This is a genomic window from Vibrio sp. SS-MA-C1-2 (assembly GCF_021513135.1).
GTDB lineage: Bacteria > Pseudomonadota > Gammaproteobacteria > Enterobacterales > Vibrionaceae.
Map to the genome: position 1 here is coordinate 170,918 of NZ_CP090980.1, position 14,009 is coordinate 184,926.

Here is a 14,009-nt window from a genome sequence, read left to right on the forward strand (position 1 = left end):
CAATAAATTCAACATCAGTAATTAAAAGCAGAAAACTCAGACTCATCTGTACTTGTACCCGACAAGATAACATTAAGTGCGTATTGTCATTGAAATCTTCTTGGTCATATTGGGATCAATAAAAGTGATGAATAGGGGAAATGATAGCTGATGAATAAATTATCAAAGTTGATACTACTCATCAGCATTGATTAATACATATACCCTTCATAGTTGCTAGGTATACGAAGAAAGGGCTAATAATATTCTTCACAACCAGGGTGTGATTGCGAGTCTTCTTGAATTTCATCAAATGCAACTGTTATTTGACTATTACTGTTATTATCTTTTGACGACTCTTGTTTTGATAGTAATACCATCTCTAACTCATAATCAATGGACATAATAGTACCTACCCCTTGATCACATTCTACAACGAGCCCTTTTTTGACATGACTAATATCCATCAAGACCTCCACTAAGAAATATATCTAAAACAATTATAGTCAATATTTTTCAAAGCAGATAACTTATTTTATAAAATAATCAGTGTTGATAGATTCGCATTAATACAGGTAAAGAGACGAATCTATCAACACCAATATGATTCATCACAACCATATTGGTGTACTTTTACTCATAAGGACTTACTTGACTTATTATTGACGAACAACTTAAATTACTTTAGTTATCTCCTTCATATTTGAAGTTGCTAGGTTGTTTGCTAAGTCTGTTCTCCTACTAGCAACTCCAATTATTTTAGGTATAGTGAAAAAACATCAAGCAGAGATTAACTCACTTTACGAATTTTAGCCGGTAATCCCTGACGTGCTGCTGAACCTAGCGTTGCATCGATTAATGGATAACGTCCTTTGCGGCTGGTATCTAAAACCGACAGATCATTCATGTTGATACCAACTTGAATAAGTGGATTCGCTTTGATCACTTTATCACCAATTTGAACATCACTGGCACCCAGCTCTTTGTGGCCAAACCCATGCTCAATCGCTAAACAATCTTCATGTACCCCAGCCACCGCTTCAACTAAAGCAAAACGTGAACCGTTTGGCGTTGAGATCTCAACTTTATCTCCAGTCGTAATCCCTAACCGTTTTGCAGTCTGTTCATTAATACGTACCGGATTATTACTGTGAACCTGACGTAGGCGGTCAGAGCCAATACTCATTGAGCTCATAGTATGGGATTTGTAGCTAGAGATCCGTAACGGAAACTCTTTAAACGCGTCAGTTAATTCCGTGCCATCCGCTAAACGACTTGGCGCATAACTCGGCACGCCACCAAAGTATTCGCCCGTAATACTATTTTTACGGCTACCAATAGTTGGATTCCAGATCATCATCGGTTTCATCCACATTTTACTTGGATCACCGTTGGGTTTACGACCTTCATCGGCATCTTGGAATCGACCACCACGGGCATAAAGATACGCGACTTTTCCTGCCTCTTCTGCCGTTAAGGTCGAAGTCAGTTCAGGAAGAATACGTTCAACCCCAGACCAATTAAGATCATCACTATCAATGTGGGGAACTGGCTTACCTTTTTGATAAGCAACATTCGCTCCACCATAAAGCGAAAAGTGATACGACTTAGTTAAAGGGTAACTCTTACCGTCATGCCCTTTAATTGCATCTTCGCCAAAACCTGGCAGCCCCATTGCACGAGAGATAGCAATAATATAACTCTCCATACACACTGTATCTTTCTCAGCATTTGGTACCACACGAGGTTTAACCACAGGCCAACGTCCGGTTGAGGTTTTTGTCGGAACATCATGCCAAGCACTGGTCCACCCCCATGACTCATACGTTAAGGTATCAGGCACAATATAATCTGAGAATGCATTGGTTTCATTAATGAAGGCATCAACACTAATAAACAGCGGCAACACTTTAGGGTCACGTAATTTATCTTCTAACGCCGTTCTTAAACCCGGCATACCATAGATTGGATTGGTCATATGACTGATCCACGCTTTAACTTTATATGGATAACCATTTAAAGCCGCAGTTAAATGCTCGGTCGTAACTGGTGGCGAAATAGGGAACCATGGCTGTTGAGCTGGGTATGGATTCTCTCCTGCTGCTTCCTTACGTTTAAATTCTGATGTTTTCTCATACGGGAATTTAGAACGGGAAAGGAAAACCCCGCTTGGCTTCACCATTCCTTTAAATTTCTTTAAGTTATAACGCGGGCCGGCACCGAATGCTGGGTATTGACCACCGCTCGCTAATGCACCGCCTTTACTATTAAGATTACCGATAAGGACATTCAACATCATGATCGACCAAGCCGTATCAAAACCGTTGGTACTCATTGTGCCACCATGAGAGATCACTGCGGCTTGTTTGCCATGTGAAGTAAACTCCGTAGCTAAACGAATAATCTCGTCAACAGGCACAGAACACGCCTCGCTATAATCTTGCAAGCTGTTGGCAAATGCAGAAGCTTTTAGTAATGCCATGCTTGATTTAACCGCCACTTTTCCTTTTGTTGTCTCTAATTCAGAATCAACAAAGAGTTGCGCTTTTTGACTGTCATTGGCTTTAGTGATGACACCACTTTTCGCATCTAAAACAACAAAATCATCACTTGGACTATTTGGCTTACCTGCGATAGGAAGACCAATATCGCTCGCTTTGACTAACTTGCCATATTTAGGGTGTTTTGTATCACTAAACACTAAATGGCTAGCATTGTTATGACTGTTATAGCCTGCGGCCTTAGCAGCACCAAAGTTAGGCGCAGTTAAGAAATCGTCAGCATAACGCTCATTTTCAATAATCCATTGGATCATCGCCATTGCTAATGCTGAATCCGTTGCTGGCTTAATCGGAATCCAACGGTTTTTGGGTGCGCATGGCATATTTGATGTATTCGGTAACATCGGAGAAACCACAGCATAAGAAAAGTCTTTACCATTTTCTACACGCGCATTAGCTAATTCACGAGCTGAACGCTTAAATGGATTACCAGACTGTTGTGGAGATGTTCCAATAAACAGCAGAAACTTACTGTTCGACCAGTCAGGTTTTACATGCGCGTATTTTTTTAGATCATCCATCACCGCACCACTACCGGCACGATAACTAAAGCCACAATAAGAACCGTGGTTACCCCAATTACGTGAACCAAAGCTATTAAAAGTAAAGCGTTTAGTGAACACTTCACGACCATCATCACTGGCATCGGTGACAAGAAGCTGGTTTGACTTTGGTCCATATTCAGGGTTATTAGGATCAAGGCGTGTTTTGGTATCACGGATATCTTTTAATCCTTCCACATGACCTTCACCAAATAGATCACCACCATTAACGGTTTCAGAAACTAACTGTTCAAAGCTAATCACTTGCCATTTACCACTACCACGAGGGCCAACACGCTTTAAACATTCAGTGACACGATGTTTGCTGGTTAAATTCTCAAGCATCGCATTACCACGAGCACAAGCCGTTGAACGACCTTGTAATCCCGCTTCTTGATAGCCACTTAACGAGACAAATGCATCTTTGATCGGAGTGTCAAACTTTAGCGTACTCCCTTCTGTTCCTGATAATGGATGATAAGGGTTACCGGTGATTCTTAAGATCTCATCGGTTTCATTATCAATTTTTGCACGGACACCACACTTACTCCAACAGCCCAAACACATGGTGTTCGCTACGCGCTGTTTTTCATTCGCAGTAATGTTGCCATCTTTAAGATCAACTTTATATTCAACATCTAATGCATTGCCGTAGATTGCATTTTTGGTGACTTCACCTGATGTCCCTTTTGTCACGCCATTTGCAATATGTTTGATACTATCGCTATAGCCAGCAACAAATAGACCTGCACCACCAGCGGCGGCTGCACCTTTTAAAAAACGTCTTTTATTATTGTCCATTTTTTACAGCCTCATTAAATGTTTGAATTTTTGCGAACGAATTCAGAGAAAATTAAGATAATAGCGAACCACAAACCAAATGTTCCTACAATACCGAGTATCCCTTCTGGTCCCCAAGAGATATTGTAGATATAGGTTCCTGCACCATATTTAGGCACAGTTTGCGCTTGCATTAAGATTAACCAACGTAAACCCCAGTTCAAATGAATCGCAATTAACGCTGTGATGATTGAAATAACACCCTGACTTCCAGTACGGAAAAGCAATAGAATATTTAACACAATGACCGTCGATACGACCCAAAATGCAGAGAGTTGCCATGTTTGACTAAATGAAAACAGAGACTTGGCTTGCTCAATCGAACGGCTGTCCATTAGTGTCCAAATCAAAATCGTCAAAATAAATAGAGTTAATGACATACGTATCCCACTTAAGAGAATACGATTGACTTCAACTTCATTACCTTTAAGTACCCGATTTAATATCAGTAACACGCCATAAGCTGCAACCATTGCGGTGGTTAACATCATAAATGGCAACATTGGAGTATCCCATAATGCTCTTGCCTTCGCTGACATCACTTCCATACCGGTATAGGTTGCAATCGCCAAACCAAAAATGGTTGAAATTATCGCAATTTTTTTCAGGTATTTATTAGACGACCAGTTACCGACCAATAATAATTGACAAGTTTTTCCAACTAAATCACTGTTATTAGCATTGTTCTTTAGTGTAGGGCGGAGTGTCATCCAACCAAATAGGATAATCGCGATATTAAATAACGGCAGAAGATAAGCGCCATACCACATCCAAGATGAAGTTCGAGTTTGCATATAGAAATGCCAAGCTCGTGCTGGTTGGTGCAGGTCACCGAGTAGAGAGATAGGACCGACAAGACCCGCACTGATCATTAATAACCCTGAGAGTAACAAAATTCGTTGACGGTATTTCTCATCCAGGTTTGAAAAAATAGTCATCGTGGCAATAAATCCTGCACTGTAAGCAAGACCAATCATGAAGAAGTATTGAACCGCCCACGGTAACCATGAGACATCAAAGCTTGGTGTGAATATCTCTTTAATGATCATTGTGGATCTCCTCTCCAGATGCATTCATTAGGCTTCGTACGCCTGGTTCTGCCAATAATTTATCTTGAAACGTTTTAGTCATACCGATATAAAAAACTCGTGGTGCAGTACCAGCATCAGGTTGCAGCACTTTAATATCACTGTGGTTTTCTTTTAATAGACGGTTAATTTCGCTATTAGGATCGTTAAGATCACCAATCACACGAGCGCCACCCACACACGTTTCAACACAAGCAGGCAAAAGACCCGCATCTAATCGATGAGCACAGAACGTACATTTATCCGCCGTATTGGTTTCATGATTGATAAAACGTGCTTCATAAGGACAAGCTTGAACACAATAACCACAACCAACACACCATTCGTTATTTACAACCACAATGCCATCATCACGTTGATAGGTTGCACCTGTAGGACATACCGGTAAACACGCTGGCGTTTCACAATGGTTACATAGACGAGGCATCATAAAGAAAGCAGCAGGCGCATCAAGGTTATCGTTATCTGAAACTTCATACTGATTAACCGTAGTACGGAATTGCCCTAGAGGCGGTTGATTCTCGATAGTGCAAGCGACAGTACAAGCCTGACAGCCAACACAACGGCGAAGATCGATCACCATTGAGTAACGTTTACTTGAATCACCCTTTTTTGCAATGTCATTATATTCCGTGACTTTCTGTTTGGAGAGTGTGCTTGCCCCAGCGATCGGGATTAAGGCGGCACCTGCACTGAGCGTGCCTATTGTACCTAGTAGCTTTCTTTTGGTGATATCCATCGGTTAACTCACTTTTGATTCTGCAACGTAGCTTGTGCATCGTAATTGAATGAACTTAGTCTTAATGCGTTCAATTAACTCATTGGAGGTATTCTAACCAGCAGTAAAAGTTACTCAATTGTGGGTTTCCACATACGGAAGGAAAACTTGTTTTAGATCAATTTTTACATTGATAGAGAAAATATGACTTGATAGCTAAAAATAATTGAAAATAACTAACATCTTAAATTATCAGTGAAAATAAGAAGCTAAAAATTAGAAGAAAAATAGAGGATATAAATATGTAGATTATCGGGAGAGACATTGTGATAATAAAAAACCGTTACCTCATTATTAAATTGGAGGTAACGGTTTAATTTATTATGCTAGATAAAATAGAGGTATTTTATGATTATGAATAATCAGATGCATAAGTCTCAGCATATGGGTGAGAGTATAACTCAAATAGGTTACCAAACGGGTCTTCTAGGTAAACCATTTTTGCAGGCTTATTATCATCTTCTGGATGGTAACGCATAATATCCATACGAACTTTACCACCATATTGTTCAGTACGAGCAATCGCGCCTTCAAAGTCATCAGTTTGTAGACAGAAATGGAATAAACCGATACGTGAAAAGTCTACGTTATGGCGATCTTGATGATCTTTCATCTCAAAAAGTTCAAAACCAATTCCATCGGTTGTTAATAGATGAGCGATATTAAAACCTTTAAATCCTTCACCAAAAACAGCAATACACATACGACCAATCGCAGTTTCACGCTCTTCTGTCACTGGCGTATTATCCATAACAACCGATAAACCTAATGCTTTAGTATAAAACTCAACAGCTTTAACCATATCTGGAACCATGATTCCAATGTGATTCATTTTCATAATACTTCTCTTTATTTATAAGTAACGGATAAGTAGATACCTAAACTTGATGAAAGAAGTATAGTCAGTGATAAAAATAAAGAGAAATAATAATACATGATGCTAATGATAACAAAAAATTATCAATATAAATTGATAATTATAATCAGGTGTTATCTTTTATTTTTAAAATTCTTGGCTATTATATTTAATACGTGTCTATTGATTAAACTGAATAAAGAATATAACGATGAATAATCAGATTCTAACCGACCTTAACCATCGCTACACCACGAAACATTATGATGATAGTAAAAAGATCCCAATTGAAATAATTGAAATAATTAAAGAAGCAATTCGACTTTCAGCCTCTTCAATCAATTGCCAACCATGGAAATTTATTTTGTTAGGGAGTGAAGAAGCTAAAGCGCGTTTTAGCTCTACATTTGCGAATAAATTTCAGTTTAACCAACGTCATGCGACAGAAGCTTCTCATATTATCTTATTTGCTTACGATCCTTTATTTACAAAAGAAAAATATAAGCATCGTGCTGATATAGAAGTCAGCTCAGGCCATTTGCCAGCAGAAAGGTATGATGGGTTTATCGAAGGTGCATACAGCTTTGCAGAGTTAAATACTGATGAAAAAGGCTTTAACGGTCATTGGACTAAAGCTCAAACTTATTTAGCGTTAGGAAATACATTGCACGTACTTGCTAGATTAAATATTGATTCTACCCCAATGGAAGGTGTCGATAGCGAATTAATTTCAAAAGAGTTTGAGAAGGAATTAGATGGGCATGTTTGTGAAGTTGCATTAGCAATGGGTTATCACAAAGATAAAGAGGATTATAACTTCGGACTACCGAAAGCCCGTCTTCCAATGTCTGATGTGCTTGTTGAGCTTTAAATAAAAAGTCAGCAACAAAGATTAACCACCCTCTTGATTATCTTTTATATATCAAGAGGGTGTTTTTTCAATGTTTTTGCGTTATTAACAATTAATTTAAACCGTTAATAATGCCAAGGGAATTTAGTAAAATCTCTTTCGCGTTTTTCTAAGAAGGCATCACGTCCCTCTTGTGCTTCTTCTGTGCCGTAAGCTAAACGAGTCGCTTCACCAGCAAACAGCTGTTGTCCAACTAAACCATCATCTGGCAAGTTAAAACCATATTTCAGCATACGGATTGCCGTTGGAGACTTACTGTTAATTTCAGCTGCCCAGCGAATCGCTTCAGTTTCTAAATCAGCATGAGGGATCGCTCTATTCACCATTCCCATATCAAACGCTTCTTCAGCTGAGTAGTTAAAACCACAGAAGAATATTTCTCGAGCACGTTTCTGACCAATCATCTTCGCTAAATAGGCTGAACCGTAACCCGAATCAAATGAGGCAACATCCGGATCGGTCTGTTTAAATACTGCATGCTCTTTAGACGCTAACGTTAAATCACAGACAACATGTAAGCTATGACCACCACCAACTGCCCAACCAGGCACAACGGCGATAACCACTTTAGGCATAAAACGAATTAAACGCTGAACTTCAAGAATATGGAGGCGTCCCATACGAGCTACATCCGCCGTTCCCGCTTCTTCACCCTCATACTTATAACCATCTTTACCACGAATTCGCTGATCACCACCTGATGAGAAAGACCATTGACCTTTCTTCGATGGACCATTCCCAGTAATTAAGACACTACCAACATCAGACCATTGACGTGCATGATCAAGGGCGGTGTAAAGTTCATCCACTGTTTTTGGTCTAAATGCATTCAAACAATCAGGACGATCAAATGCGATACGAACGATGCCGTGATCTTTATGACGATGGTAGGTAATATCTTCAAAATCAAAGTTTGGTACTTTAACCCAAAGGCTTGGATTAAATGGATTTTCTGCTGTTGTCATTAGTAGCTCAACTTATGGAAATTTAACTTCAATATAGGTCTAACCTGCTTTTTCGTCAACTAATAATAAGCGTTTTTCTTCTTCAACAATCCTTGAAGAGCAACACCACTTACTTCACACATGCTACGCTCAATCACTTTTTAAGGTATACCCCCTTAATACTTGAAGTCACTAGGTTGTTGGCATCGCTCCTTCGCCCCAATTATATAGTATACCTATACTCATGGGACCTCATTCACTTGCCGCCGACTAGCAACGCCAATTATTTTAGGTATAAAACGAATAAATTACGAAATACCCCCTCTATTAGAAATCAACACTACCCATTAGAAATCAAAACGTAATTTAAAGACAATTTAAATCAGAAATAAACTTACCTAATAAGTTTTAACATTAGCAGCTCATTTATAATAAAACCCCTAATTAAAGTTCAATAATTACACTCTTCTTTTGAAATCTATGATTGTCATTTAAGTAGTATTTACTTTTCGACAACATGGTAAAATTCGCCGCAAATATATCTAATTAAATTCATTAGATATAAATTGTTAATAATGACCTAGTAAATATTCTAGCTCTCATTTATAACATCAAACTAGTTATTATCTGTATTTATTTAATGACAACATTTTAATACAAATAGTAACTCACCATAAATATACTGGTGCTTTTAAATCAAAGGTTTAAAATAAAATGTCTAAAAATAAACAGTCTGCTCCTCAAAGAATTCTTGAGGGTCTGGGTGGTGCAAGTAATATTAAATTTATGACTTGCTGTGCGACTCGTCTCCGTTTTGAGCTACACAATGGCGAAAATGCGGATAAAGCTGCAATCGATGCTATTCCTGAAGTAATGGGCGCTGTTCCACAAAGTGGCGATCGTTTCCAGATCGTCATTGGTGGTGCTGTACAATCGATGATGGCACAAATCAACGATCTTCCTGAAATGAAAGGTGAAAGTGCTGAAAGTGCTGAAAGTGAATCTACTGAAAAAGATGAATCTTCAAACGATGATCTTAAAGCAGAACTTCGCTCAAATGGCGTTCGTGGTAAAATTGCTTGGGTTGATGGTTTCTTTGAATACCTTTCTGACTCTTTTCGTCCCATTCTTGGTATTTTATTAGGTGCATCGCTAATTATCGCCATGGCTGCGGTATTAGATGCATTACATGTCGTCGATTTCCGTGGTGCTAAGTCTGCTGGTTGGGTTTTTGTTGATTCAATGTGGCACACCGTCTTTTATTTCCTCCCTATCATGATTGCATATAACGCCTCTAAAAAACTGAAGGTTGACCCTTGGTTAGGTGCTGCAATTATGGGTGCCCTAATGACACCTGACTTCCAAAAGTTAACGTCAATGGCTTCAACGACGGCAATCAAAGATACAACACTAGGAATTACTTCTCATGTTGCACATATCTTTGGTTTACCAATGCAGTTAAATGATTATTCTGGTCAAGTATTTGTACCGTTAATCATGGTAGCGGTATTGGCAGTTGTTTATCGCTTCTTGAAGAAAATCTTCCCTGAAAATGTACAAATGGTTTTTGTTCCTTTCTTATCGTTAGTGATCATGATTCCATTAACGGCATTTTTAATCGGTCCTTTAGGTGTTTGGATCGGTACAGATTTAGGTACAGGTTTAGCTTGGTTAAATACTAATGCGCCATTCGTATTCGCGCTATTAATTCCACTACTTTACCCATTCCTAGTACCCCTTGGTCTACATTGGCCGTTAAATGCATTAATGCTGGTTAATATCCAAACGCTAGGTTATGACTTCATTCAAGGTCCAATGGGTGTTTGGAACTTTGCATGTTTTGGTGCAACTGCAGGTGTATTACTGATTTCTATCCGTGAAAAAGACAAAATGATGCGTCAAACCTCTGTGGGTGCATTGGCTGCGGGTCTATTTGGTGGTATCTCTGAGCCATCTCTATATGGTATCCATTTACGCTTTAAACGTGTTTATTCACGCATGTTACCTGGTTGTGTGGCGGGTGGTCTTGTAATTGCAACGCTTGGTTCTCACTATAATGGTGTGACAACAAAAGCCTTTGCCTTTACTTCATTGCTAACTATTCCGGTATTTAATCCAATGTGGGTTTATGCAACAGCGATTGCAGTGGCATTTATTGTACCTATGGCGCTAATTTTCTTCTTCGATTACCGAACACCAGAAGAAAAAGCGGCTGCACAAAAAGAAAATGTCTAATTTCAAGTAACAATGACTGAGTGTTTAAGCATTAAAATTTAATCACTCATCGATTAAAGCAGTTCTAGCCCGCTTGCTAGAGCTGCTTTTTCTATTTAGTTTGATAATAGAATAAAGCAAACAGTGACTAGAAAGTCTCACCTATCCCCTCTCTTTACGATAAACTACAATAACCTTAATATTTCAGATTATTGCTTAATGTCAGATAAAAACTTTATTACTATTGGCCAGCTATCTGAGCGTAGTGGTGTCGCCTCTTCCGCATTACGATTCTATGAAACGAAAAACTTAATTACGGCAATTAGAACCAGTGGTAATCAACGCCGCTATCATCTATCAATGTTACGTCGTATAGCTTTGATTCAAGTGGCACAAAATATTGGATTTACCCTTGAAGAGATCAGTGACGAATTAAGCTCGCTTCCAATGAATAAACCAGCCACAAAAGCAGACTGGGAGAGAGTTGCTAAAAAATGGCAAAATGATCTCGATAAGAAGTTAGCTCAGGTGCAATCATTAAAAGATAATTTAACGGGGTGTATTGGTTGTGGTTGTTTGAGTATGATAAATTGTCAACTATTAAATCCTGACGATCAATTACATCGACAAGGTGATGGCCCACAGCGTATTATTCAATTTTAAGGTAATAATAGAAGATGCAAGTAATCGAATTTAAACAACAAAATAGTCGTAGTATGATACCGGTTATTCTTTATGGTCAACGACGAATTAAAACCGATAAATTAGATGACTATAAAATCGCATTTCAAAATTACAGTGAAACGCTTTATCAAAGTACGCCAAACATTAAAGCTATCTTCTCTTTTGTCGACAAAATAGAACCTGATCTATATTGGCAAGTCATTTGGATCCGAGATAACTCCTCTTTTACAACTATTTACCAACAATTACTGGCTTGTGAAGCATTACTTAATTGTTATAGCAGTACAGAGTCCAATCCCGATCAATTCTCTGTCTACGGTGGATGGGATCAACAAACTATTGCGACGAGTAAACAGATCAAATCGATTAATCATACATTTATGGTAGGATCTGCTGGTTTTATTCGAGAAGATGGCGGAAACCAAAATGGCCCAGCTTTATTTGGCTTGACTCAACGCTATATTAAAGAGGGACAACAGCAAGCTTTAGGTGAGACATTCCAAACAGTTTGCGATCTTTGGTTTGATAAAATACCTGGAATTCTAATGGCGGCGGTATTTCCTGATAAAAAAGTTAAAAATCTCGTACATGATTTGAGGCTTTTTGCTAACCCCGCCTCTTATGCTGCTCATGTAGATAAATCAGATAAAAAATTAACCGATGCCATGGCAATCTGGTTTGAAAATTATGACCTCTCGATCCCTTTTTCTGGGCAACTATATGCTGTCAGTACAGAAGATGAGTCGATGCATACCAGTTCAATTAAATCTAAAGAAACCCCAAGAGCTCAACTCGAGACATTTAATTTAGGGTCAACCAAGATGTTAGGTGTGATGCCAGATATGACTCGATTTGATTAAACTCAAAATTTTCAGGTTTCGCTTAATTTATCTCTCAAATCCCAATCAAAAAAGACTCACTTTGCATCTTATACCCAAAGTAATTGGAGTTGCTAGTAGGCGGCAAGTGAATGAGGCCCCATGAATCTAGGTTTTCTATATGATTGGGGCGAATGAATATCGCCAACAACCTAGCAACTTCAAGTAAGAAGGGTATATATATATTTGAGTATAAATACAAAGTAAGCCTTTTTAGTTATCAGATATTACTTTTCAGCGTTTTGTTGACGAGCACTACGGCGTTTATTATGAATAACACAGAAGTTGCCGCGGCGAGTACGACATTTAGAGCAATGCTCACAAAGCCCTGACTCTCTATCTCCCTCTTTCCAGCGCTTAATTAGCTTTGGCTCAGACATTAGTGGTCGAGCAAGAGCGAAGTATTGAATATTGGTGGTATTTGCGATCTCTTCAATGATTTCAATATTTGATAGACCACCGACGGTAATAATCGGAACATCCACCAGATCGCTAATTTCACGACCATACTCTACAAAATAACCTTGTTCACGAAGTTGGAAGCCATCATACATTTCACCGGTCATCGCTTTTGCTTTACCGTGAATATTACCTGAGATCTCAATACCATCTGCACCAAGTTGCTCTAATTTTTGACAAATTACACGCGTCTCAGCAAAAGTTAATCCGCCATCAAAAAACTCTGTCGCTGTAAGTTTTACTAAAATTGGGAAATCAGCGCCGACAACATCACGAGTCGCGTTAAAGGTTTCAACTAAAAAGCGCATACGGTTTTCAAGACTACCACCGTATTCATCTTCGCGACGATTATAATAAGGACTTAAAAACTGATTAATAAGATACGTATGAGCGCCATGAAGTTCTACGCCATCAAACCCTGCTTGTTTTGCACGACCCGCCGCTTCTGCAAATCCATTGACGATATAATCGATCTCATCTTTGGTCATCGCTTTGCCTTGAGTACCCGTTCCTTTTTCAGGTATCTCACTCGGGGCAAATATAATACGCTCACCAACATTATGTGTTGTTTTTGTGCCACCGTAAGCAAGTTGCATAACAATATTAGAATCATATTGATGAACAAGATCAGTTAGCTTTTTATAATCTTCAATAAAACTATCATTATAAATGCCCATCATTCCGGGATTAGGCTGTTCTTCTTCCACAATATTCGCATAGCCAGTAATAATTAAACCAACCTCTCCTTGCGCTAACTCTTCATAAATTTTATAAAGTTTATCCGTCATATGACCATCTTCTGTTGTCATATTTTCCCATGTTGCACTACGAATAAAACGATTCTTCAGTTTCATTGCACCAAGTTGGGTTTGTTCAAATAAGCTTTTCAAATTTACCTCTGTAGAAAATACGATTGTCTTGGATTATTCCAATTATAGACCGAAATAATCAAGAACCATTAATAAGTTGCAAGCAAAAAAAAGCCATTATAGCCGCAACTTCATTTGAAACGGTATCATACAAGATTCACATAATAGATTTATTGATCTATACCCAAAGTAGTTGGAGTTGTAATAGGCGGCAAGCAAGTGAGGACCTAGGAGTCTAGGTGTTCTATATGATTGGGGTTAACGAGCGACACCACCGACCTAGCAGCTTCAAGTATGAGGCATATATACACTTTTCATTTGGATCATTAACTTACACAAAAAAAGCTTAACGTATCATATTTAGATCCAAGACCAGATAGATAACGTTAAGCTTTATAATTTCTTAC

The 14,009-nt window shown here is 38.6% G+C and carries 11 protein-coding genes; 4 read left to right on the plus strand and 7 right to left on the minus strand.

Annotated features, from left to right (window positions below):
• Positions 1 to 236: 236 nt before the first annotated feature.
• The 5 genes from L0B53_RS00815 to L0B53_RS00835 all read right to left on the minus strand — a co-directional run bounded on the left by L0B53_RS00815 (position 237) and on the right by L0B53_RS00835 (position 6,626).
• A complete protein-coding gene (locus tag L0B53_RS00815) occupies positions 237 to 446 on the minus strand; it encodes a hypothetical protein (RefSeq protein ID WP_235059424.1) in 210 nt (69 codons plus the stop codon).
• 323 nt (positions 447 to 769) lie between these two features.
• Positions 770 to 3,883, minus strand: a complete 3,114-nt coding sequence (locus L0B53_RS00820) for a molybdopterin dinucleotide binding domain-containing protein (protein ID WP_235059425.1) — start codon at positions 3,881 to 3,883, stop codon at positions 770 to 772.
• A gap of 14 nt (positions 3,884 to 3,897) precedes the next feature.
• Positions 3,898 to 4,971 carry an NrfD/PsrC family molybdoenzyme membrane anchor subunit gene (nrfD, locus tag L0B53_RS00825; protein WP_235059426.1) on the minus strand — a complete coding sequence of 358 codons (1,074 nt, stop codon included), beginning with the start codon at positions 4,969 to 4,971 and terminating at the stop codon, positions 3,898 to 3,900.
• Complete coding sequence (gene dsrO / locus L0B53_RS00830; RefSeq protein WP_235059427.1) at positions 4,961 to 5,749, minus strand: sulfate reduction electron transfer complex DsrMKJOP subunit DsrO; 789 nt, start codon at positions 5,747 to 5,749, stop codon at positions 4,961 to 4,963. The genes nrfD and dsrO overlap by 11 nt, the downstream gene beginning before the upstream one ends.
• Before the next feature lie 391 nt (positions 5,750 to 6,140).
• Positions 6,141 to 6,626, minus strand: a complete 486-nt coding sequence (locus L0B53_RS00835) for a VOC family protein (protein ID WP_235059428.1) — start codon at positions 6,624 to 6,626, stop codon at positions 6,141 to 6,143.
• Positions 6,627 to 6,855: 229 nt separating this feature from the next.
• On the opposite strand from L0B53_RS00835, the gene L0B53_RS00840 reads away from it, so the two are divergent.
• Positions 6,856 to 7,515 carry a nitroreductase family protein gene (locus L0B53_RS00840; protein WP_235059429.1) on the plus strand — a complete coding sequence of 220 codons (660 nt, stop codon included), beginning with the start codon at positions 6,856 to 6,858 and terminating at the stop codon, positions 7,513 to 7,515.
• A 104-nt stretch (positions 7,516 to 7,619) separates the two neighbouring features.
• On the opposite strand, the gene L0B53_RS00845 is transcribed toward L0B53_RS00840, so the two are convergent.
• Complete coding sequence (locus L0B53_RS00845; protein WP_235059430.1) at positions 7,620 to 8,519, minus strand: 1,4-dihydroxy-2-naphthoyl-CoA synthase; 900 nt, start codon at positions 8,517 to 8,519, stop codon at positions 7,620 to 7,622.
• Positions 8,520 to 9,212: 693 nt separating this feature from the next.
• On the opposite strand from L0B53_RS00845, the gene L0B53_RS00850 reads away from it, so the two are divergent.
• The 3 genes from L0B53_RS00850 to L0B53_RS00860 all read left to right on the plus strand — a co-directional run bounded on the left by L0B53_RS00850 (position 9,213) and on the right by L0B53_RS00860 (position 12,256).
• Positions 9,213 to 10,733, plus strand: a complete 1,521-nt coding sequence (locus tag L0B53_RS00850) for a PTS transporter subunit EIIC (RefSeq protein ID WP_235059431.1) — start codon at positions 9,213 to 9,215, stop codon at positions 10,731 to 10,733.
• A 198-nt stretch (positions 10,734 to 10,931) separates the two neighbouring features.
• On the plus strand, positions 10,932 to 11,375 hold the full coding sequence (gene soxR, locus L0B53_RS00855; RefSeq protein WP_235059432.1) for a redox-sensitive transcriptional activator SoxR: 444 nt from the start codon (positions 10,932 to 10,934) through the stop codon (positions 11,373 to 11,375).
• A gap of 14 nt (positions 11,376 to 11,389) precedes the next feature.
• Positions 11,390 to 12,256 (plus strand): hypothetical protein, encoded by an 867-nt coding sequence (locus tag L0B53_RS00860; protein WP_235059433.1) that lies wholly within the window; start codon positions 11,390 to 11,392, stop codon positions 12,254 to 12,256.
• 245 nt (positions 12,257 to 12,501) lie between these two features.
• Here the strand turns inward: L0B53_RS00860 and L0B53_RS00865 are convergent, their stop codons facing one another.
• Positions 12,502 to 13,587, minus strand: a complete 1,086-nt coding sequence (locus L0B53_RS00865) for an NADH:flavin oxidoreductase (protein ID WP_409202802.1) — start codon at positions 13,585 to 13,587, stop codon at positions 12,502 to 12,504.
• Between the last annotated feature and the right edge of the window lie 422 nt (positions 13,588 to 14,009).